The sequence below is a fragment of the Deltaproteobacteria bacterium genome, assembly GCA_016875395.1.
In the GTDB taxonomy this organism is placed as follows: domain Bacteria; phylum Myxococcota_A; class UBA9160; order UBA9160; family UBA6930; genus VGRF01.
On record VGRF01000005.1, the window covers coordinates 91777 to 113735 of the forward strand.

At 69.9% G+C, this 21959-nt stretch carries 20 protein-coding genes and 1 pseudogene; 17 read left to right on the forward strand and 4 right to left on the reverse strand.

What is annotated here, in order from left to right:
- Window positions 1-116: 116 nt before the first annotated feature.
- The 9 genes and pseudogenes from FJ091_06070 (at window position 117) to FJ091_06110 (ending at window position 7044) form a co-directional block, all read left to right on the forward strand.
- Entirely contained in the window at window positions 117-1382 is a 1266-nt protein-coding gene (locus FJ091_06070) for a hypothetical protein (protein MBM4382920.1), read from the forward strand.
- Complete coding sequence (locus FJ091_06075; protein ID MBM4382921.1) at window positions 1379-1843, forward strand: chemotaxis protein CheW; 465 nt, start codon at window positions 1379-1381, stop codon at window positions 1841-1843. Before FJ091_06070 ends, FJ091_06075 begins: the two co-directional genes overlap by 4 nt.
- Window positions 1840-2208, forward strand: a complete 369-nt coding sequence (locus FJ091_06080) for a response regulator (GenBank protein MBM4382922.1) — start codon at window positions 1840-1842, stop codon at window positions 2206-2208. Before FJ091_06075 ends, FJ091_06080 begins: the two co-directional genes overlap by 4 nt.
- 157 nt (window positions 2209-2365) lie before the next feature.
- Window positions 2366-2785 carry an Hpt domain-containing protein gene (locus FJ091_06085; GenBank protein ID MBM4382923.1) on the forward strand — a complete coding sequence of 140 codons (420 nt, stop codon included), beginning with the start codon at window positions 2366-2368 and terminating at the stop codon, window positions 2783-2785.
- A 50-nt stretch (window positions 2786-2835) separates the two neighbouring features.
- Entirely contained in the window at window positions 2836-3999 is a 1164-nt protein-coding gene (locus FJ091_06090) for a chemotaxis protein CheW (GenBank protein MBM4382924.1), read from the forward strand.
- Window positions 3996-4586: a chemotaxis protein CheC gene (locus FJ091_06095; protein ID MBM4382925.1), complete on the forward strand. Its 591-nt coding sequence runs from the start codon at window positions 3996-3998 to the stop codon at window positions 4584-4586. Before FJ091_06090 ends, FJ091_06095 begins: the two co-directional genes overlap by 4 nt.
- Before the next feature lie 89 nt (window positions 4587-4675).
- A pseudogene (larB, locus tag FJ091_06100) lies at window positions 4676-5425 on the forward strand (nickel pincer cofactor biosynthesis protein LarB).
- A 1-nt stretch (window position 5426) separates the two neighbouring features.
- Window positions 5427-6806: a nickel pincer cofactor biosynthesis protein LarC gene (gene larC / locus FJ091_06105; protein MBM4382926.1), complete on the forward strand. Its 1380-nt coding sequence runs from the start codon at window positions 5427-5429 to the stop codon at window positions 6804-6806.
- Window positions 6807-6831: 25 nt separating this feature from the next.
- On the forward strand, window positions 6832-7044 hold the full coding sequence (locus tag FJ091_06110) for an NFYB/HAP3 family transcription factor subunit (GenBank protein ID MBM4382927.1): 213 nt from the start codon (window positions 6832-6834) through the stop codon (window positions 7042-7044).
- A gap of 39 nt (window positions 7045-7083) precedes the next feature.
- On the opposite strand, the gene FJ091_06115 is transcribed toward FJ091_06110, so the two are convergent.
- The 3 genes from FJ091_06115 to groES all read right to left on the reverse strand — a co-directional run bounded on the left by FJ091_06115 (window position 7084) and on the right by groES (window position 10779).
- Window positions 7084-8472, reverse strand: coding sequence for a response regulator (locus FJ091_06115; GenBank protein MBM4382928.1), 1389 nt, complete (start codon window positions 8470-8472; stop codon window positions 7084-7086).
- 331 nt (window positions 8473-8803) lie between these two features.
- The gene (groL, locus tag FJ091_06120; protein MBM4382929.1) at window positions 8804-10447 is read right to left on the reverse strand and encodes a chaperonin GroEL; all 1644 of its coding nucleotides are present in this window, start codon (window positions 10445-10447) and stop codon (window positions 8804-8806) included.
- A gap of 44 nt (window positions 10448-10491) precedes the next feature.
- Window positions 10492-10779, reverse strand: a complete 288-nt coding sequence (gene groES / locus FJ091_06125) for a co-chaperone GroES (protein MBM4382930.1) — start codon at window positions 10777-10779, stop codon at window positions 10492-10494.
- A 246-nt stretch (window positions 10780-11025) separates the two neighbouring features.
- Here groES and lexA point away from each other — a divergent pair, with 246 nt between their 5' ends.
- The 3 genes from lexA to FJ091_06140 all read left to right on the forward strand — a co-directional run bounded on the left by lexA (window position 11026) and on the right by FJ091_06140 (window position 14338).
- Entirely contained in the window at window positions 11026-11637 is a 612-nt protein-coding gene (lexA, locus tag FJ091_06130) for a transcriptional repressor LexA (protein MBM4382931.1), read from the forward strand.
- 44 nt (window positions 11638-11681) lie between these two features.
- Window positions 11682-12260 carry a GTP cyclohydrolase I FolE gene (gene folE, locus FJ091_06135; protein MBM4382932.1) on the forward strand — a complete coding sequence of 193 codons (579 nt, stop codon included), beginning with the start codon at window positions 11682-11684 and terminating at the stop codon, window positions 12258-12260.
- A gap of 521 nt (window positions 12261-12781) precedes the next feature.
- Window positions 12782-14338, forward strand: coding sequence for a sigma-70 family RNA polymerase sigma factor (locus FJ091_06140; protein ID MBM4382933.1), 1557 nt, complete (start codon window positions 12782-12784; stop codon window positions 14336-14338).
- Window positions 14339-14412: 74 nt separating this feature from the next.
- On the opposite strand, the gene FJ091_06145 is transcribed toward FJ091_06140, so the two are convergent.
- Complete coding sequence (locus FJ091_06145; protein ID MBM4382934.1) at window positions 14413-16005, reverse strand: peptidylprolyl isomerase; 1593 nt, start codon at window positions 16003-16005, stop codon at window positions 14413-14415.
- 191 nt (window positions 16006-16196) lie between these two features.
- On the opposite strand from FJ091_06145, the gene FJ091_06150 reads away from it, so the two are divergent.
- From FJ091_06150 to rodA, 5 genes are all read left to right on the forward strand, one after another.
- Window positions 16197-17222: a rod shape-determining protein gene (locus FJ091_06150; GenBank protein MBM4382935.1), complete on the forward strand. Its 1026-nt coding sequence runs from the start codon at window positions 16197-16199 to the stop codon at window positions 17220-17222.
- A gap of 142 nt (window positions 17223-17364) precedes the next feature.
- On the forward strand, window positions 17365-18270 hold the full coding sequence (mreC, locus tag FJ091_06155; GenBank protein MBM4382936.1) for a rod shape-determining protein MreC: 906 nt from the start codon (window positions 17365-17367) through the stop codon (window positions 18268-18270).
- Window positions 18267-18803: a rod shape-determining protein MreD gene (gene mreD / locus FJ091_06160; protein ID MBM4382937.1), complete on the forward strand. Its 537-nt coding sequence runs from the start codon at window positions 18267-18269 to the stop codon at window positions 18801-18803. The genes mreC and mreD overlap by 4 nt, the downstream gene beginning before the upstream one ends.
- Complete coding sequence (gene mrdA, locus FJ091_06165; GenBank protein MBM4382938.1) at window positions 18803-20755, forward strand: penicillin-binding protein 2; 1953 nt, start codon at window positions 18803-18805, stop codon at window positions 20753-20755. The genes mreD and mrdA overlap by 1 nt, the downstream gene beginning before the upstream one ends.
- Entirely contained in the window at window positions 20752-21870 is a 1119-nt protein-coding gene (gene rodA / locus FJ091_06170) for a rod shape-determining protein RodA (protein MBM4382939.1), read from the forward strand. The genes mrdA and rodA overlap by 4 nt, the downstream gene beginning before the upstream one ends.
- The last annotated feature ends 89 nt before the right edge of the window (window positions 21871-21959 follow it).

Here is a 21959-nt window from a genome sequence, read left to right on the forward strand (position 1 = left end):
CCGATCGAAGCTGAAGCGGGGCCGCGCATCCCCCGCGCGGGGAGGGGCGCCAAGCGTCCGGAATCGCTTCGGCTTCGGGCGTCAAGCCCGGCATCGGCAATGCCGATGAATCGCCCGTGCGTCTCTCCCTCGTCCACAAGTTTGCGCTCGGTTCGGTAGCCGCTGCGGGCTCGGCGCTGATCGTGCCTCCGCTCGCGGCTTCCGTGGGTTTGCCTGCGAGCCCGGTGCTCGTGCACTCGCTCGCGGTCGTGATCGGCGCGGGCGTGGGCGTCGCGTTCGCGCGGCGCTTGTTGGGCGAACCGAGTGAGGCGGCGAAGCTGGCGAAGCGCGCAGTGCGCGGGGACTACGTGGCGCTCGACGCGATGCCGGCAGCGCCGCCGATCGAGGATGAAGCGCACGAGCTCGCGGTGGCGGCGGCGCAGCTCGGCGAGCGGCTGCGCGCGCTCTCCGGCCAGTCGCAGGCGCTGGCGGAGCGCATGCAGCGTTCGGTCGAGTCGTTCGCGCAGGGCGGCAAGCGCGCGGACGCAAGTGCGCGCGAGATCGCCGAGACGGCGAACGGGCTCGCGAAGGGCAGCGCGAATCAAAAGCAGCTGCTCGCGGACGTGCAGCGGCTGTCGGCGGAGATCGCGTCGGCGATCGAGGCGAACGCGTCGCGCGCGCGCGAGGCGTTCGGCTTCGCGGCCGAGGCGAATCAGAAGGCGAACGCGGGCGTAGACGTGTCGCGCCTCGCGATCGAGAAGATGCGCAGCGTGTTCGAGCGCATGGAGCACGCGGGCAAGCTGGTGTTCGATCTCGAAGCGAAGACGCGCCACGTGCACCAGATCACGGAGCTGATCACGAGCGTCGCGTCGCGCACGAACTTGCTCTCGCTGAATGCGTCGATCGAAGCGGCGCGCGCGGGCGAGGCGGGTCGCGGTTTCGCGGTGGTCGCAGACGAGATTCGCAAGCTCGCCGAGAGCGCGCAGCGCAGCGGCGACGAGATCTCGAAGCTCGTGGGCGAGATCGAGAGCGGCACGCGCAGCGTCGCCGACGAGATGCGCCAATCGGGCCAGGTGATCGCCGAGGGCCGCGACGACGTGAACACGATCTTCCACTCGCTCGAGCAGATTCGCGCCGCCGTGGGCGAGGCCTCGACGCGTGCGGAGGAGATCTTCGAGCAGGCCGACGTGCAGGCGCAGGGCGCCGAGCGCATGGTCGCGGCGGTGAGCGAAGTCGCGGGCGTCTCGGGCGAGAACGTCGCGAGCGTCGACCTCGTCGCGGGCAGCGCGGAGCAGCAGCTCGAGACGATCGCGGAGCTGGTGGCGGGAGCGCACGAGCTGGCCGTCGTGGCGCGCGAGCTGGGTGAAGCGACCGTGCGTTCGCGCAGCGGAGCCGCGCGATGAGCGCCGCAGACGAGAGCCGCATGCTCGCGTTCGAGCTCGGCGGCGCGCTGTTCGCGCTACCGATTTCGGGCGTGGTGGAAGTCGCCGAGGCCGCGCGCATCGCGCCGGTGCCGATGCTGCCGCGCGGGAGCTTCGGCGTGGTGAATCACCACGGCGACGCGTTGCCCGTAGTGTTCGGCGGCGGGCTGCTCGAGTTCGCGGGCGCGAGCTCGCCCACGCGCTTGTTGGTGCTCGCGGGCGACGCCGATGATCCGGATCGCTACGGGTTGCCCGTAGACCGCATCGTCGGTCTCGTGGCCGGTGAGGCGAAGATCGCGCGCGGCGAGAGCCCGGTGGCGGAGCGCCGCCAGCACGAAGGCCGCGTGATGAGCGTGATCGATCCGCGCAGGTTGCTCGCCTGCGCGCTCGCGAGGGTCGAAGAGTCGATGAGCGGCGCAAAGCCGCAGGGGGAGGCGCAATGAAGAGGGTTCTCATCGCAGACGACGCATCGTTCATGCGTCAGATGATCCGCGACATCATCGAGCCGGAGGGCTACGAGGTCGTGGGCGAGGCGTCCGACGGCGTCGAAGTCGTCGACAAGTTCCGCAAGCTGCGGCCGGACCTCGTGATGATGGACATCGTGATGCCCAAGCGATCGGGCATCGACGCCGTGCGCACGATCCGCTCCGAGGACGCGACCGCCACGATCGTGATGTGCAGCGCGCTCGGTCAGGAGACGCTCGTGATGGAGGCGATCCAGGCCGGCGCCAAGGACTTCATCGTGAAGCCCTTCAAGCCCGACGCCGTGATCGCGACGCTCGCGAAGGTGGTGGAGAAGGCCGCGTAGCGGCGCCACGCGCACGTGCTCAACCCTCCCCTCCTCCTTCCTGGAACCTCCGTGCCCTTCAGCGCCTCGCGGGTCGTCGTGAGCGGCAAGCCGCCGAGTACCGCGCAAGCGGTGTAGGCGGCGCGCAGCGAGGCCAGCCGAGCGGAGCTCGGAAAAGATGGATCTAGCCAAGTACCGCGCGCTCTTTCTCGAGGAAGCGACCGAGCACCTCGCGGAGCTTTCGCGCGCGCTGCTCGCGCTCGAGAAGAACGCCGCCGACGCGGAAGCCATCGACGCAGCGTTCCGCATGGCGCACTCGATCAAGGGCATGGCGGCGTCGCTCGACTATCAGGGTCCGACCGAGCTCGCACACAAGCTCGAGGACCTGCTCGCCGCGCAGCGCGCGGCCGGCGCCGTCGACGCGCGGGCGAGCGCGCTCTTGTTCCGCGCGCTCGAGGGCCTCGAGCGCATGGTGGCAGCGCTGCGCGCGACGGGGGAGCCGCCCGCCGCCGATCCTGCGCTGATCGCCGAGTTATCAGGGACGGCGACCGAGCCGAACGAGTCGCCGCCAAAAAAATCGTCAGCGCGGCGCCCGTAGCCGAGGCCGCCGCGCCGCCCGAGAGGCCGCCAACGCAAGCACAAGTCGCGGTGCCGTCCGGCGCGCAGCCGCCGACCCTGCGAGTGCGCGTCGAGATGCTCGATCGCTTCATCTCCTCGGTCGGCGAGGTCGTGCTGTCGTCGAGCCAGCTGCGCGGCATGGCGCAGCGCGAGCGCGGCGCGTCCGCGGAGCTCGCGGCGGGGCTCGATCGCATGGACCGCGTGGTCGCGGACCTGCAGCGCCGCGCGCTCGGCATGCGCACCGCGCCGCTCCAGCGCGTGGTCGAGCCGTTGCCGCGCACGGCGCGCGAGCTCGCGCGCGAGCTGGGCAAGCAGGTCGAGGTGGAGATTCGCGGCGCGGAGCTCGAGCTCGATCGCTCGATTCTCGACCGCCTCGGCGATCCGCTCGTTCACCTCGTCCGCAACGCCGTCGATCACGGCCTCGAGTCGCCGAGCGCGCGCACGCAGGCGGGCAAACCGCCCGCGGGCCGCATCGTGATCGAGGCGCGCCGCGAACGCGATCACGTGCGCATCGCGGTCTCCGACGACGGCAAGGGCATCGACCTCGAGCGCGTGAAGCGCCGCGCCGTCGAGGCGGGGCTCTTGCACGCGGACCTCGCCGACGACCTCCCGCCCGACGAGATCGCGGCGCTCGTGTTCCGCCCCGGGCTCTCGACCGCGCAGGAAGTCTCGAAGATCTCCGGCCGCGGCGTCGGCATGGACGCGGTGAAGGCGACCATCGAGGCGCTCGGCGGCGGCGTCGAGCTCGCCTCGCAGCCCGGCCTCGGCACCACGACGTTGCTGCTGGTGCCGGTGACCGCGGCCGTGCAGCGCATGTTGTTGTTAGTGGTCGCGGGCGAGATCGTGGGTCTACCGATCTCGAAGGTGGAGCGCGTCGTCGAGCTCGACACCGCTAGCATCGAAGATGCTGGCCGCGAGCGCTTCGCGATCGTCGACGACGCGCCGATGCTCGTGATCGATCTCGCCGAGCGCCTCGGCCTCGGCGAGCGCCGCCGCGCTGGGGTCGCGCCGCTCGTGATCGTCGACGTGCGCGAGCAGCAGATCGGCCTCGTCGTGGAGCGCCTCCACGGTCAGCAGGAGATCTACGTGAAGCCGCTGCCGCGCCTGCTCGCGCGCGCACGCGGGCTCGCGGGGCTCACGGTGCTCTCGGACGGTGCGCCCGTGTTCCTGCTCGATCTCGGGCCGCTCGCATGACGCAGCTCGCAAATCACGACGCAGCGAGCGCGCGCCGCATCGACCGGCTGTGCGAGCTCACGAGCATCGGCGCGGGCCACGCAGCGGGCGCGTTCGCCGCGCTGCTCGGGCGCGCGTGGGAGATGCGCGTGCCGCGCGCGCGCGTGCTCGAGGCAGGCGAGCTGGACGCGCCGCTCGCGCAGCTCGGCGGGGCCGACGCCTCGGAGTGCAGCGGCGTGATTTTCGAAGTGCAGGGCGGACTCGGCGGCGTGCTCGGGTTGTTATGGCCGCCAGCGAGCCGCGACGCGCTGCTCAATGCGCTCCTCGGCGAGAACGCGAGCATCGAGGCGCAGGCGCAGTCGGCGCTCCAGGAGGTCGCGAACATCGCAGCCTCGCACTTCGCGACCGCGCTCGGGCAGATGCTCGGCGAGAGCGTGCTCATCTCGGTGCCGCAGCTCGAGACGTCGGGCGCGCCCGCGGCCTTCATCGCTCAGGTGGCTGCGAACGCCAGCCAGCGCCCGGTGCTGCGGATCGAGATCGCGCTGCGTGATCGCGCGACCGGGCACGAAGTGCTGCTCGCGTACGCGCCCAGCGAGCTCGGCGCCTAGAACCCATCTCGAGATTCCTCCCGTCGCCGGGCGCGCGGCGAATCCGAGCGGAGTCGAGGCGGTGGCCGCGTGATAAGTTCGCGCGCCGCATGAACGCCGAACGACTCCGCGCGCTGCTCGACTCCGTGAAGGCCGGCGAGCTCTCGACCGACGACGCGCTGGAGCATTTCGCGCAGCTGCCGTTCGTGACGAGCGAGCACGCACGCGTCGACACGCACCGCGCGCTGCGCCAGGGCATGCCCGAGGTGGTCTTCGGGCTAGGCTAGACGCCGGAGCAGATCGCGTCGATCGCGCGCACGCTGCGCGGCGCGGGCCAGCATGCGCTCGTGACGCGCGTCGAGCGGGACGCCACGCACGAGGTCCTCGCGCGCGAGCCGGGCGGCGAGTACGACGCGGGCGCGCGCCTGCTCTGGTACGGGCCCGCCGAGGTCGCCATCACCGGCGCGGGCACGATCTGCGTCGTGTGTGCGGGCACGGCGGACCTGCCGGTCGCGCGCGAGGCGGCGGCGGTGGCGCGCGTGCTCGGCAACAAGGTCGAGCTGATCGCGGACGTCGGCGTCGCCGGGCTGCACCGCCTGCTCGCGGCGTCGGAGGCGCTGCGCGCCGCGCGCGTGCTGATCGTGATCGCGGGCATGGAGGGCGCGCTGCCGTCGGTCGTGGGCGGCCTCGTTGCGCGGCCCGTGATCGCGGTGCCGACGAGCATCGGCTACGGCGCGTCGTTCGGTGGACTCGCGGCGTTGTTAGGGATGATGTCGAGCTGCGCGTCGAACGTGACGGTCGTGAACATCGACAACGGCTTCGGCGCCGCGGTGGTCGCCTCGCTGATCAACCGGGCCTGACGTGGCTGCCAAGAAGCGAAGCGGGAAGGCGCTGCGGGCGCGCGTGACTTCACCGGGACACGGCGCCGCGCGCCCGCAGCGCGTGCTGCACCTCGATCTCTTCTCGGGCATCGCGGGCAACATGTTCCTCGGCGCGCTGCTCGACGCGGGCCTGCCGCAGCGCGAGCTGTCGGCCGGGCTCGCGGGGCTCGGCGTCGCCCACGCGCTGCGTGTGACGCGAGTCCGCCGCGGGGCGCTCGCGGCGCGTTACGTCGAGGTGCGCGTGCCAGGTGAGAAGCGCCGCGCTCATCACGAGCGCGTGCGTCATCGGCATGCACATGCGCATCACTCGCACGATCATTCTCACGACCACGACCACGACCACGACCACGACCGCGCGCACTTCCATCCTCACGCGCACGGCCGCGGCTACGACGAGATTCGGCGTTTGCTCGATCGCGCGAAGCTCGCGCCGGCGGTGCGAGATCGCGCGCAGGCGATCTTCGGCGCGCTCGCGCAAGCCGAGGCGCGCGTGCACGGCATCTCGGTCGCGAAGGTGCACTTCCACGAGGTCGGCGCAGTGGACGCGATCGTCGACGTGACGGGCGCTGCGCTCTGGCTCGAGCTGCTCGGCGTGCAGCGCGTGACGGCGTCGCCGGTCGCCCTCGGTCACGGCGCGCTCGACATGGCGCACGGGCGGCTGCCGCTGCCCGCGCCGGCGGTGCTCGAGTTGTTACGGGGCGCGCCGGTCGTGCCCGCGCCGGTCGCGTGGGAGACCGTCACGCCCACGGGAGCGGCGATCCTGCGCGCGAGCGTCGACGAGTGGTGCGCGCTGCCGGCGATGACGATCGACGCGATCGGCCACGGGGCGGGCAACGATCGGCCGGGTCCGATGCCGAACGTCGTTCGCGCCGTGCTCGGGCGCAGCGGCGGCTCGCAGCGCGACACCGTCTCAGTGATTACGGCGCACCTCGACGATCTCGTGCCCGAGCACTTCGACCTCGCCCTCGAGCGCCTGCTCGCCGCGGGCGCGCTCGACGTGGCGCTCCAGCACGCGCAGATGAAGAAGAACCGCCCCGGCTTTGCGCTGACGGTGATCGCGCCGCCGCACAACCGCGCCGAGCTCGCGCAGCTCGTGCTGCGCGAAACGGGCAGCCTCGGCGTGCGCGTGCAGGATGCGGAGCGGCTCGTGCTGCCGCGCGAGGTCGTGACGGCGCGCACGCCGCACGGCCGTGTTCGGGTGAAGCTCGCATTCGGCGCGAGCGGCGAGGCGAGCGCGTCGGCCGAGTACGACGACGCGAAGCGCATCGCGCAGGCGCGCGGTGTCGCGCTCGCGCGCGTGATTCGCGACGCCGAAGACGCCGCGCTTCTCGCGTTGACAATGAGAAGCCGCCGCTCGTAGAGTGCGCGCCACTTTGGAGGGCAACGTGTCCGACCTACCCAACGCAGTCGTGAAGCGACTTCTGTCGAAGCACGGAGACGGAATGCGCGTCTCCGGCGACGCCATCGAGAAAGCGGTCGCCGCTGCGGAGGACTACATCGCCCGCCTCGCTCGCGAAGCGCACGCGCTCGCGGTCGCCGACAAGCGCAAGACGATCATGGAGAGCGACATCGTCCAGGCGCGCGCGCGCGTTTCCTAGCGCCGTTCGCGCTCTCGCGGCGCGGTTCGCGCGCCTAGCTCATTCGCTGCGCGTGCCGCGCGCGATCGGGCTGCCGAAGAGATCGCTCAGGTAGTTGATCCAGTCGGCTTCATCGCGCTCGCCAAAGCCGCGGAAGAGAACGCCGACACCGGCGCCGCGCGCTCCAACCGCGTCGAAGCGGTAGACGGCTTCGGCTTCGACGCTCAGCGTGCGCCCGAGCTCGGGCAGCTCGATCTGGAATTGGCGGATTTCGTCGAGCGGGTCGCGCCAGCTCGCGCCGATGAACGCGCCGAGCCGAGCAACCGACGTCGTGAACGCGCCGCGCCCGTCGGCGAGTCGCACGCCGAGCCGCCAGTCGAGGCGGCTGAAGCGTCGCTTCGCGCGCGAGCTGAGCAGGCGCAGCGCGCCCGGAGCGATCTTTTCGGGATCGAGCGGATGCACGAGGTAGCCCGAAGCGCCGACACCGCGCGCGGCCTCGCGCACGGCTTCGCGCACGTGGTCGTCGACGAGCACGACCGGCAGCTCCTCGACGCCAGGCAGCGCGTGCAGATCCGAGAGCAGCTCGATGCCCTCCGAGCGGCCGAGATGCGTGTCGGCGAACACGAGCTCGTAGCTGTGGGCGCGGAAGGCATCGAGCGCATCGTGCGCCGTGAAATCGCTGCGCACGCGCAGGCCCGCCTGCTCGAGGCGCCGCGCGAGCGCAGCGTTGCGTCCGAGGTGCGGGCCGACCAGCAGCACGCGCGCACCGGCGCGTGGCTGGCGCTCCGCCGCCGGCGGGCGCGCGAGGCGGTGCGGGAGCGCGCGCACGGGCGTGATCAGCGGCGCCGGTGCGGCAGCGAGACGATCGCGCAGGCTGTCGAGGCGCTGCGACAGCGCGAGCTCGGCGTCGGAGGCGCCACTCCACGCGGCGTCGAGCCGCGCGACGCGCTGCTCCGGAGCCGTGCAGCGCAATGACGCGAGCGCGCCGCGGCCCGGCAGCACGACGCGATTCGGCTCGATCGCGCGCGCGGCGGCGAGCGCGTCCTCGTGCCCGAGCGAGAACGCCAGCACCTGCGCGCCGGATTCGGGCGTGTACGCGATGCCGAGCGCGTCGAGGCGGCGCGCCGCCATGCGCAGGTTTCGCTCACGCGCCGCCCATGCCCCACGCACGCGCGCTTCCAGCTCGCTCGCGGAGCCGCAGCCGCCGAGCGCGATCATCGGGAGAAAGAAGAACGGCAGCGGCGCGAGACACTTGATGTGCGTGGTGCCAACCGCGCTGAACGAGATCGACTCGAAGCGCTTCGCGCCGGCGAGCGTGGCGAAAGGCTCGAGCGAGAGGCGCAGCTTGCCGCGCAACGTGCGGCCGCCGGGAAGCGGCGTCACCTCGACGCCCATCTCGGCAAATCGCGCTGTGAGCTCGGCGAGCGAGCGTTCGGGTAGCTCCGCCACGCGCGCACTCCTCCAAACAGTGCGTTTCGTCGGAGCGCGGGCGCGGCTTGAACGCCGCGCGCGCCTTCGGGCGCACCGCCGCGTTGCGTGGCGTCCGAGCTCGCGCGCCCGGGCGAGCCCCGAAAAGTGAAGGCCCGGGAAGCTCGCGCCTCCCGGGCCTTCCATCAGAACTGGGGCGACCTACATCATCCCCGGCATGCCGCCGCCGGCCGGGCGGCGGCTTCGTCTGTCTGGCTTCGTTGCGCCGCGCTCGCCGTATGAGGAATACGGCTTCGCTTGCGCGCCTCGCCAGCCAGCCGAATCCGCTCGCCGGGCTCGGCCGCGAGGGCCGTTACATCATCCCCGGCATGCCGCCGCCGGCCGGGCCGTGGCTGTGGCCGCCGCCCGCTTCCTTCTCTTCGGGCTTGTCGGCGATCATCGCCTCGGTGGTCAGCAGCAGCGAGGCCACGCTGGCCGCGTTCTGCAGCGCCGAGCGCACGACCTTGGTCGGGTCGATGACGCCGGCCTTGATCATGTCCTCGTAGGTCTCCGTCGCGGCGTTGAAGCCGAACGCACCCTTCCCGCCCTTCACCTTGTCGACCACGATCGAGCCTTCGACGCCAGCGTTCTCGCTGATGCGGCGCAGCGGCTCCTCGATCGCGCGGCGGATGATGGAGACGCCGGCGGCCTGCTCGGGCGAGAGGTCCTTCTCCAGCCCGTCGAGCGCGGCCTGCGCGCGGATGAGCGCGACGCCGCCGCCGGGCACGATGCCCTCTTCCACCGCGGCGCGGGTCGCATGGAGCGCATCCTCGACGCGCGCCTTCTTCTCCTTCATCTCGGTCTCGGTCGCGGCGCCGACCTTCACCACCGCAACGCCACCCGCGAGCTTCGCGAGCCGCTCCTGCAGCTTCTCCTTGTCGTAGTCGCTCGTGGTCTTGTCGATCTGGCCGCGGATCTCGGCGATGCGGCCCTCGATCGCCTTCTTCGCACCCGCGCCGTCGATGATCGTGGTGTTGTCCTTGTCCGCGACGACCTTCTTCGCGCGGCCGAGGTCCTTCATCGTCACGTTCTCGAGCTTGAGCCCGAGCTCTTCGCTGATGACCTGCCCACCGGTGAGGATCGCCATGTCCTGCAGCATGGCCTTGCGGCGATCGCCGAAGCCGGGCGCCTTCACCGCGCACACGTTCAGCGTGCCGCGGATCTTGTTCACGACGAGCGTCGCGAGCGCCTCGCCTTCCACTTCCTCGGCCACGATCACGAGCGGCTTGCCGCCGCGCGCGACCTGCTCGAGCACCGGCAGCAGGTCCTTCATCGCGCTGATCTTCTTCTCGCTGAGGAGCAGCAGCGCGTCGTCGAGCTCGGCTTCCATGCTCTCCGTGTTGGTCACGAAGTACGGCGAGATGTAGCCGCGGTCGAACTGCATGCCCTCGACCACGTCGAGGGTCGACTCCATGGACTTCGCTTCCTCGACGGTGATCACGCCTTCCTTGCCGACCTTCTCCATCGCCTCGGCGAGCATCTTGCCGATGGCGTCGTCGCCGTTCGCGGAGACGGTGCCGACCTGCGCGATCTCGGCGCTGTCGCGCGTGGGCTTGCTGAGCTTCTTCAGCTCCTCGACGAGCGTCACGACGGCCTTGTCGACGCCGCGCTTCAGCTCCATCGGGTTCATGCCCGCAACCACGAGCTTGCTGCCCTCGCGGAAGATCGCCTGCGCGAGCACGGTGGCGGTGGTGGTGCCGTCGCCGGCGGTGTCGCTCGTCTTCGAGGCGACTTCCTTCACCATCTGCGCGCCCATGTTCTCGAACTTGTCCTCGAAGGAGACTTCCTTCGCGACCGTGACGCCGTCCTTCGTGACGGTGGGCGAGCCCCAGCTCTTCTCGATCACGACGTTGCGGCCCTTCGGCCCGAGCGTCACGCGCACCGCGTTCGCGAGGCCGTTCACGCCCGCGAGCAGCTTCGCCCGCGCGTCTTGGTCGTACTTCACTTCCTTGGCCATGTGTGGCTCCTAATCAGTGGGAGGGAGTTGTTACGGCGAGCGGACTACTCGATGACGCCGAGCACGTCCTCTTCGCGGATGATCATGTGCTCTTCGCCGTCGAGCTTGACCTCGCTGCCGGCGTACTTGCTGAACAGCACGCGGTCGCCCTTCTTCACGTCGAGGGGGCGCACCTTGCCGTCGTCGCCTGCCTTGCCGTTGCCGACGGCGACGACGCGCCCCTCTTGGGGCTTTTCCTTCGCGGTGTCGGGAATGATGATCCCGCCCGCGGTCTTCTGTTCCTCGTCGACGCGCTTGATCAGGATGCGGTCGCCAAGGGGTCGAATCTTCATTGCGAGAGTCCTCCGGAGGGGCGCCGCGCGAAATGCGACGCGATTCGAGTTGCGGCCGCGCCCTTGCGCGGAAACCGCGGATCCGGCGGCGACTGCTTTGGTTGGCACTCGACACGCCAGATTGCCAAAAGGCGGGCGCACTCTATCGCGAGGCCGAACTCGGTCAACGGAATCGCGGAGTTGCGGCTGTGCCCGGCGAAATCCTCGGTTAGCGTCCGAGCGAATCTCCAGCGAAGGAGCGCGCCGATGGCGGTGCTGACGCGAAGACAGCGCGAGATCTACGACTACCTCCGCGATTTCGTCGGAACGCACGGCTACTCGCCGAGCCTCGAGGAGATCGGCGCGAAGTTCGGGCTCACCTCGGTGGCGACCGTGCATCGCCACATCGAGCTGCTCGTCGAGAAGGGCTTCGTGCGCAAAGTCGCGAACAGCTCGCGCTCGCTCGAGGCGGTGGAGGAGCGGCCCGCGGCGCCGACGATGATCGAGCTGCCGGTGCTCGGCTGCGTGGCCGCGGGCTCGCCAATCGAGGTGTTCGAGCAATCGGAGCGCGTGACGGTGCCCGCCGACATGGTGCGGCGGCGCGGCGAGACGTTCGTGCTGCGCGTGCGCGGCGACTCGATGATCGACGAGCAGATTCGCGACGGCGACCAGATCGTCGTCGAGCGCGCGCACGAGGCGCGCAAGGGCGAGATGGTGGTCGCGCTCGTGCGCGGCAGCGAGGCGACGCTGAAGCGCTTCTACCGCCGCGGCCCGAAGGTGATCCTCGAGCCCGCGAATCCCGCGTACCGCCCGATGGAGCTGCCCGCGAGCGAAGTCGAGATCAGCGGCATCGTTCGCGGTCTCCTGCGCACTTACTGAGGCGAGGTACAGTCCGCCGCCCCAATCGCCCCGAGGTCCCCCCGATGGCTGAGCCTGATCCGCTGGAGAAGTACGTCCGCGGGATTCTCGAAGGGCTAGGCGAGGACCCGGACCGCGACGGCCTCGAGCGCACGCCGCATCGAGTCGCGCGCTCGTACCGGTTCCTCACGAAGGGCTACGCCGAGGATCCGGTCACGATCCTGAACAACGCGCTCTTCGACGTGACCTACGACGAGATGGTGCTCGTCAAGGACATCGACTTCTTCAGCCTGTGCGAGCACCACCTGCTGCCGTTCTTCGGTCGCGCTCACGTCGCCTACATCCCGAACGGGAAGGTCGTCGGCCTCTCGAAAATTCCTCGGCTGGTCGAGATGTTCGCGCGGCGCCTGCAGGTCCAAGAGCGGCTCACGATGCAGATCGCCGAGACGATCGAGAAGGTGCTCGCACCGAAGGGCGTCGCGGTCGTCACCGAGTCGGTGCACCTGTGCATGATGATGCGCGGGGTCGAGCAGCAGAACGCGTTCGCAATCACGAGCTCGCTGAAGGGCCTGTTTCAGTCGGATCCCAAGACTCGCTCCGAGTACATGGAGCTGATCCGGCATCGGAAGGCGAGCTTCGCGTAGGCCACCTCCAGGCCGTCCACGCGCCGGTCAAGGCGGCGACCAGTGGGGCAGGGGCCCCGATCGGCCGATCGGTCTGACGCGGTGCAGCGAGCTGCCCCGTTTGTCGCAGCGCGTCAAAGCGACCTCGAGTTGTGGGCACATCATCCGAGAAGTGAATGAATCAAAAAGATTAAATTGCGAATTGATCGCTATTGGCTTTTGCGTCACGGCGTCATACGCTGCCGCCCGTTCGGAGGTGGGAGGCGTCATTCGACTCCCTCCAGTCGGGCAAAAGTCGAGAAAAAACCGCTAGTCCGGAAGGAAGTTGCAACTTTGGCGCAGCGCGTCGAAAGCGCTGCCGAGTGCAACCGCGGAAGAGATCGACACGACCTCGCACCTCCGGTCGCAGGCGGGACGTCCGCCCGCGACGTCGCGGCGTTGCCGAGCACGGCGCGCCCCGACGGAAAAGAGCACATGGCCTGCACGCGAAGAACGGCGGGACCGCAACGAGGGCAGGCAGGGCCCTAACAACAGGAGCAAAGGTGGAGAACAAGATCGACTTCTCCATGTCGGCGCAGCGCCGTGCGACGTGGCGCAAGATCGCGCCCGACCACGAGCTCGGTCAGGAGACCGATGCGGCGGCAGTGAAGAACGTGCGGAGCGTCGGCGGCGTGCCGATCAACCCGTCGCGCTCGAACACGAACAGCGAATCGCAGCGCTCGGGCGAGCGCGGCGCGCTCGTGTCGTACTTCAAGGACATCGCCGAGATCAAGACGCTCGGGAAGGAAGAGGAAGTCCTTCTCGCCAAGGAGATCGAGGCGTCGGTGCTCGGATTCCGCGAGGGCTTGCTCGCGATTCCGTGGACGGCTCTCGAAGCGGTCCGCATTTGGCTGAACCTCAAGGAAGAGGGCCGCGCGACCGGCAAGATGTGCGAGCAGTTCGGCTCGGGCTCGCCGGAAGGCGAGGACCTCGGTGCGAAGGTCGACGCGATGCTCGGCCGCGCGCACACGCTGCTGCGCAAGCGCGAAGAGGCGCTCGCGGCGGGCGACGCCGCGCTCGTCGAGAAGCACAACAAGCGCGCCGCGCGGCTGCTGAAGGAGCTGGAGCTCTCGATGCACCTGCTCGGCCGCATGCGCCGCACGCTGCTCGAGAAGAAGTCTGAAGTCGCCCAAGCCACGCGCCGCGCTGCGCCGCTCGACGCGAAGAAGGCGGCTGCGATGAGCGACACCGCGAAGCAGCGCCGCAAGGCTGACGCGCATCGCGCGGAGCAGCAACTCGCGGCGTTCGAGCGCGAGCTCGGCATGGCGCCGCCTGCGTTCCTCGAGGTGGTCGGCCGCATCGAGTACCACTGGGACCACTTGATGGAAGTGAAGAACGTGTTCGTTCAGCACAACCTCAAGCTGGTGGTCGCGATCGCGAAGGACTTCCGGAACATGGGCATTGCCTTCCAGGACCTGATCCAGGAAGGCAACATCGGCCTGATCCGCGCGGTCGAGAAGTTCGAGTACCAGCGCGGTCACAAGTTCTCGACCTACGCGGTGTGGTGGATTCGGCAGGCGCTGATCCGCGCGATCCAGAATCACTCGCGCACGATCCGCATCCCGAGCCACGTGCACGACACGCTGCTCAAGTACTACCGCGCGTACAACGCGCTCGAGAAGAAGCTCGGCCGCGATCCGACCACGCTCGAGATCGCGAACGAGATGAAGATCGACGAGGAGCGCGCGGAACAGCTGCAGCGCATGGTGCGCGAGCCGGTGAGCCTCGAGAAGGAAGTGCCGGGCACGGATTCGAAGAAGGTGAAGGATGTCGTCGCCGACCCGAATCCGATCTCGCCCGCGAACGGCCTCGACCACTTCCGCCTCGAAGAGGCGGCGGATCTCTCGGTCGCTCAGCTGTGCGAGCGCGAGCGCAACATCCTGCGCTGGCGCTTCGGCCTGAAGGGCGAGCGCGAGCACACGCTCGAAGAGATCGGCGGCAAGCTCGGCCTCTCGCGCGAGCGCGTACGCCAGCTCGAAGCGCGCGCGCTGGCGAAGCTCCGCAACTCGGAGAATCGCCTGCGCCTCGAGGCGTTCGTGCAGGACGTCGTCGGCGTCTGACGATCGCTCGCTAGAAGGCAACGCCCGGCTCGGATCGCTCCGAGCCGGGCGTTCTCGTCTCGGCCCTGCGCTTGTTAGGACGCGCTCGGGCTCGCGCCATCGATCGGATCGTCGAGGAACGCGGAGAGATCGACGCGCAGCGGCGCGGGCATGCACAGCCACTCGCCGACGAGGCAGCGCGGCGCTTCGAGGCGCTTGCGCTCGCCTTCGAGCCACGCGCTCTCGACCGCACGGCGTCGCTCCTCGAGCACGCGCTGGCGCTCGGTCGCAACGGCCGCCTCGACCTCGGCGTCCGTCGGCCCCTTCTTGTCGACCAGCTGAATCAGCGCGTAGCTGTTCTCGCCGAGCGTGTGGACGGTCGCGTCTGAAGGCTTCTCCTTCGTGAGCGCGAACGCCGCGGTCATGAGATCCGTCGACGCGCCGACCTCAGGAACGAACCCCTCCGGGCTGCGCCGGAACGCTGCGGGGCGAAGGATCGGCAGGTTCTTCTCGCGCGCCGCTTCCTCGAGCGACTTCCCGCCCTTCACGGCAGCCGCGAGCGCATCCGCATCCGCCTTCGCGACGCCCGCCGCCGCATCCGTGCGCGCGAGCTCCTGCGCCACCTTCGCGCTCGCCTCGGCGTACGGCATCGTCACCGCGGGACGCTTCTCCTCCACCTTGATCAAGTGCAGGCCGAAGGGCGACTCCACGATCTCGGAGAGCTCGCCAGCATCCAGCGCGAACGCGGCCGTCTCGAACTCCGTGACCATCGCGCCGCGGCCGAAGAAACCGAGATCGCCGCCCGCCTCCTTCGAGCCCGGGTCCTCGCTGACTTCCTTCGCAACGGCCCCGAAGTCCTCGCCCGCCTTCACGCGCTTCTGCGCCGCCTCGATCTTCGCGAGCGCGGCCGCCTTGGTCGTCTCGTCCGAGCCCGCCGCGAGCGACACCAAGATGTGTCGCGCCTTCACCTGCTCGGGCGTGTCGAGCTCGGAGCGGCGCTCCTCGACGGCCTTGCGCACACGCTCGGGGTCCTTCGCGAGCAGCGCCTTGCCCGCCTCTTCGGGCACGTCGAGGTCCGCGCGCGGCGTCGCGCCGTCGAGGCGCACGGCGAGGATCTGCACCTCCTCGCGTCCGTAGCGGATTGCGTCGCGCGTCTCGGCATCGGACACGGCCACGCTCGCCTCGATCAGGCGCGCGGTCTTCGCTGCGAGGAGATCGTCCGAGAGCTGGCGGTTGAACGCGAGCTGCGAGCCGAAGTTCTGCTCGATCACCGTCTTCACCTGCTCAGGGTCGTACTGCCCGGCCTCGTTCTTCGACCAGGACTGCGCCGCGACGAAGGCGCGCAGCTCGTCGTCGCTCACGCCGAGCCCCATGCCCTCGCCGACGTGCGCAAGCAGCGTGGTGCGGAGAACGCCCGAGGCCGCCTGGCTCACGATGAAAGGCATCGCGGCCTTCTCGTCGAACTGCGCGCCGAGGGCACTGCGGTACTGCGAGAGCTGTTGGTCGATCGCGCGCTGCAGCTCGAGGGTCGTGACGCGCCGGTCGCCGAGCTCGATGGCGTTGCCCGCGCCGGGCATCGGGCCCGTGTTGGTGCCCTGGGCGCCGAAGTAGACGGCGAACGGGACCCCGATTCCGACCAGAATCGCCGGCATGATCCAGCGCTGGCCGCGGCGCAGAACGTCGAGCATCGAAAGTTCTCCGTGATGAGCCGCGACACACGGCGTTTGGGGCGGCGCAAGGTAGAAGAGGGAGGGTCTACAGCAACGGAAACACGGGTTTTTCGTTGTTGCGTTCCCGAGGGGCTGATAGAGTCGCCCCGCTTTCGCACGAGAGGAAAAACCTCGCCGGTCCGAAGGAGCTTCAGGTGCCTCTCAAGCGAATCCTCGGCTGGTTCTCGAGCGATCTCGCCATCGACCTCGGGACCGCAAACACGCTCGTCTACGCCAAGGGCAAGGGCATCGTCGTCTCGGAGCCGAGCGTCGTCGCCGTGATGAAGGACCGACGCGGTCCCGACAAGGTGAAGGCGGTCGGGGAAGAAGCGAAGGAGATGCTCGGGCGTACGCCGGGCAACATCGTCGCGGTGCGCCCGATGAAGGACGGCGTGATCGCCGACTTCGACGTGACCGCGGAGATGCTGCGGTACTTCATCAAGCGCGTGCACAACCGCTCCTCGACATTTGTTAGGCCGCGCATCGTCGTGGCGGTGCCGTCGGGCATCACGCCGGTGGAGCAGCGCGCAGTGCGCGAGGCCGCGCAATCCGCGGGCGCGAGTCAGGTCTTCCTGATCGAGGAGCCGATGGCCGCGGCGATCGGCGCGGGGCTCCCCGTGACCGAGCCCTCCGGCAACATGATCGTCGACGTGGGCGGCGGCACGACGGACATCGCGGTGATCTCGCTCGCCGGCATCGTCTACTCGAATTCGACGCGCGTCGGCGGCGACAAGATGGACGACGCGATCATCAACTACGTGAAGCGCCGCTACAACCTGCTGATCGGCGAGCGCACTGCCGAGGCGATCAAGATCGGCATCGGCACCGCGTACCCGACGGCCGAGCTGCGCACGATGGAGATCAAGGGCCGCGATCTGGTGGCCGGCGTGCCGAAGACGCTCACGATCAAGTCGGACGAAGTGCTCGAGGCGCTGCAGGAGCCGGTGAACGCGATCGTCGAGGCGGTGAAGGTCGCTCTCGAGCGCACGCCGCCCGAGCTTGCGGCCGACATCGTCGACAAGGGCATCGTGATGGTCGGCGGCGGCTCGCTGCTGCGAAACCTCGACGTGCTGCTCCGCGAGGCGACGGGCCTGCCGGTGATGGTCGCGGAGAGCCCGCTCACGGCGGTATGCCTCGGGACCGGTGCGTGCCTCGACAACATCGACCTGCTGCACGAAGTGAGCATTCGCAGCTGAGCGCGCGCCAAGCAGCACGTTTGGCGCGTCATCGCGGATTTTTCGCGCCGGGTGCGTGACGCAGGCCGCTTCGCAGCGCGAAGCGTGAGCTAAACCTCTTCGCGGTTTTCGCGTTCCCGACGCCCCCCGCGTTGGGGAGGACATGGGCGACTTCTTTCGTCGGATCCGGCTGCCGCTCGTCTTCGTGGCGCTGGTTCTGCTCACGACGTTCTTCATGATCGGCGACCAACGCGCCGCGCGCGGCGAACGTGTCGACGCGCCCTGGCCGCTCTCGCTCCTGCTCGAAGCGTCGCAGCCGGTGCAGCGCGCGGTGCGCTGGCCGTTCGAGCGCGCGGAGTCGAGCTGGAAGGAGTACGTCGCGCTCGTCGAGGTCGGGCGTGAGAACGATGCGCTGCGCGGGCGCGTGCGCGCACTCGAGGAGGAGAATCTCCAGCTGCGCGAGGCGCTCGTAGACAGCGGCAACCTCGCGCGCGTCGCGGCGTTGCGCGGCGAGCTCGCAGCGCAGCTCATGCCCGCGCGCGTGATCGGGCAGGACGTATCGCCGTACTTCCGCTCGCTGCTGGTCGACCGGGGCCGAAGTGCGGGCGTTCGCTCCGGAATGCCCGTCGTCTCGGATCGCGGTTTGGTCGGGCTCGTCACGGCGACGGCGCGAAGCGCGTCGCGCACCATGCTGCTCGTCGATCGGCGCGCCGCCGTCGACGCGGTGATCGAGCGCAGCCGCGCGCTCGGCATCGTGCGCGGCACCGGCACCGCCTCGCTCGAGTTCGAGTTCTTGATGCGCGGCGCGGACGTGAAGGCAGGCGACCAAGTGCTCACCTCGGGCGTCGGCGGCGTCTACCAGAAAGGCCTGCGCGTCGGCGTCGTGACCGAAGTGCACGCGCGCACGGGCGAGCTCGTGCACACCGCGCGCGTCGCGCCCGCGGTGGAGTTCGGCGAGCTCGAAACCGCGTTCGTGCTGCTCGAGCGCGGACCCTCGATGCGCCTGCTCTACGAGGGCGACGGCGACGCAGCGGAAGACGCGCCTGCAGACGTGGCGGCCGCGCCGTGAGGGAGGCGCTCGCGCTGCTCGCCGCAGGAGTGGTCGGCCTCGCGGTCGAGGCCGCGCTGCTCGCGCAGCTTCCCGCCGGCCTGGTCCCGGAGCTCTCGCTGCTCTTCGCGATCGCGGCAGCGCTCTTGTTGGGTCCGCTCGCAGGCCTGCTCGGGTGCGCCGCGCTCGGTTTCGGCGCCGACGCGCTCTCGGGTGCGCTGCTCGGTCAGCACGCGTTCCTGCGTCTCTTCGAGTACGCGGCCGTGCGGCTCGTGATCGGGCAGTTCGACTTGTTACGGCCGCTGCCCTTCGCGGCCTTCGCGTTCGCCGTCGCCGTGGCCGACGCCGCCGGCTCCGCTGCGCTGATCCAGTACTTCCTCGGCGGCTTCACGCCGGACCGCGACACGCTGCTGCAGGTCGGCGCGCGCGCACTCGCCAGCGCACTCGCGGCGCCGCTCGTGCTCGCGCTCGCGCGCCGCGTGGTCGCGCTGGCGGGCGGCGATGCGGATGCGCGCCGCGAGATGCGCCTCGAGACGAAGCGGCCGGTGCTCTGATGGCGCACCTCGCGACCCCGACCGGCGCCTCGCTCGAGGGGCGGCTGCGGCTCGCGGCGGCGGTCGTGGTGCTCGTGTTCGGTGGCTTCGCGATGCGCCTCTTCCACCTGCAGGTGGTGGAAGGCGAGGTGCTGCGCGAGCGCTCGCAGAAGAACTCGGTGCGCATCGTCGACCTCGACGCGCCGCGCGGCGAGGTGCTCGATCGCGAAGGGCGCGTCGTCGCGACGTGGCGTCCGTCGCGGGCGCTGCGCGTGATCCCCAACGATATCGCGAATCGAGAGCGCACCTTCGCCGCGCTCGCGGGCTTGATCGGCGCGAATGCCGCGGAGCTCGACGCGAGGGTCGGCCCGTCGACGGGCCTCGCGCGCTTCCGGCCCGTCACGCTGGTGGACGATCTCGACTGGGATCGCCTCGCGCGTGTCGAGTCGCACGGCTACGCGCTGCCCGGCGTCGAGACTTTCGAGCAATCGCGCCGCTTCTATCCGGGCGGACGGCTCGCGGCGCACTTGTTGGGAACGCTCGGCGAGATTCAGGCGCGCCAGCTCGAGAGCGCCGAGTACGCGAGCTATCGCCAAGGCGACGTGATCGGACAGACGGGGCTCGAGGCGAGGTTCGAGCCGCATCTGCGCGGCGAGATCGGTAAGCGGCAGGTCGTGGTCGACGCCGCGGGCCGCGAGATCGAGCAGCTGCGCGAGTCGCCGCCGCAGCTCGGCGGGCGCGTCGTGCTGGCGCTCGACCGCGATCTCCAGGAGATCGCGGAGGCCGGCCTCGCGGAGCCCGCCGACGGCCAGCCGTATCGCATGGGCGCCGCAGTCGCGCTCGACGTGCGCACCGGCGACGTGCTCGCGATGGCGTCGTCGCCGACCTACGACCCCAACGTGTTCGCGACGCGCATTCAGAGCGACGTCTGGAGCGCGCTCACGGGCGACGAGTGGAAGCCGCTGCGCAATCGCGCGGTGCAGAATCACTACCCGCCCGGCTCGGTGCACAAGGCGGTCATGGCGGCGGCCGCGCTCGCCGAGGGCGTCGCGGATCGCGGCACCCGCGTGTACTGCCCCGGTTATTACTACTTCGGTGGCAGGCGTTTCGGCTGCTGGAAGAAGGAAGGACACGGCAGCGTCGACGTCATCACGGCGCTGCAGCGCTCGTGCGACGTCTACTTCTACACCGTGGGCTCGCAGCTCGGGATCGATCGCATCGCGAAGCACGCCGCGGGGCTCGGGCTCGGGGTCGCGACCGGAGTCGATCTCCCGAACGAGTCGCGCGGGATCAATCCGAGCAGCGCGTGGAAGCTCGAGCGCTTCAAAGAGCGTTGGTACGCGGGCGAGACGATCTCGGCGTCGATCGGGCAGAGCTACAACGCCTACACCCCGATCCAGCTCGCCGTCTCGTACGCCGCGATCGCGAGCGGCGGGCGCGTGATGAAGCCGCGCCTCGTGCTGCGGCTCGAAGATCGCGACGGGAAGACGGTGCGCGAGTTCGAGCCCGAGCAGCGCGGCACGTCGACCGTGTCGCAAGAAGTGCTCGCGATCGTGCGCGATGGCCTGACGGCGGTCGTCGAAGTTCCCGGCGGCACCGGCGGCCGCGCGCGCGTGCCGGGCGTTCGCGTCGCCGGAAAGACCGGCACGGTGCAAGTCGTGAGCCTCGACAAGCTGCGCGGCCTCAAGGAGCTGCAGATCCCCGTGCGCTTCCGAGACCACGCCTGGTTCGCCGCCTTCGCGCCTGCGGACGATCCGCAGATTGCCGTGGCGGTGTTCGTCGAGCACGGCCTGCACGGCAGCAGCGCGGCGGCGCCGATCGCGCAGCGCATCATGGCCAAGTACTTCCAGAAGAAGGGCATGAGCCCGCTCCCGGACGCGCCGAAGCCGCCGCCTGCGAATCCGCCGACGCGCACCGCGCAGCAGGTCGGGCCTAACAACACGCCAGCCCCGGCGGCGGGGGAGGGCACGTGATCTCCATCGACCGCCGCTCGCTCCAGCACTTCGACTGGATGCTGCTCGCGCTGATCCTCCTCATCGTCGCGGTGGGCCTCGTGAACCTGTTCTCGACCACGCAGCCGCTGCCGCCGCCCGCGGTCGGCGTCGCGAGCGAGTTCAAGACGCAGCTCGCGGCCCTGATGCTCGGCCTCGTCGGGCTCGTCGTGATGGTCGCGATGGACTACCGGCGTCTCGAGCGCATCGCGCCGTTTCTCTATGCGCTCGTGCTGCTCGCGCTCGCGGCCACGATCGCGTTCGGCACCGAGATCCGCGGCAACAAGTCGTGGCTGCGCATCGGGCCCGCGTCCGTTCAGCCCGCGGAGTTCGCGAAGCTCGGCCTGATCGTGATGATGGCGCGCTACTTCCACCGGCATCCGCCCGGCGAGATGCGGCGCCTGCTCGATCTCTTCCTACCGCTGCTGATCCTCGCGGTACCGGTGGGCCTCATCATCCTGCAGCGCGACACCGGCGTGGCGGTGCTCACGCTCGCCATCGGCGCGACGTACTTCTTGTTCGTGTCGCTGCCGTGGAAGACCTGGGCGCTGATCGTCGCGCTCGCCGTCGCCGGCGCAGTGGGAGCCTGGAACGTCGCGCTGAAGCCGTATCAGCGAGAGCGCGTGCTCTCGTTCGTGAACGCGGGCAGCGGCGATTCGCTCGGCACCGATTATCAGGCGATTCAGTCGCGCATCACCGTCGGCTCGGGCGGCCTCACCGGCCAAGGTTGGCTCGAAGGCCCGCAGAATCGAGGCCAGTTCCTGCCCACCCAGCACTCGGACTTCGCGTTCTCCGTGATCGCCGAGGAGTGGGGCTTCGCCGGCAGTGCAACCGTGCTCGGCCTCTACGCGGTGCTCTTGCTGTGGGGCCTCGCGATCGCCGCGAACTCGAAGGACGGCTTCGGAGCGATGCTCGCGATCGGCGTCGTCTCGATGTTGTTGTGGCCCGCTCTCATCAACATCGCGATGGTCTTGGGCCTGGCTCCCGTGATCGGAGTGCCACTGCCCCTGATCTCGTACGGCGGATCCCAAATGCTGGCGAATTTGGTCGGGCTGGGGTTGCTACTGAGTGTGTCGATGCGGCGGTACATGTTCTGACGCGATCGCACCGGGCCGCGAAGACACCGGACTCGTCGCACGCCGCAATGTGTGACGCGCCGCAGCTAGCGGTGGACTGGTCTCGATGT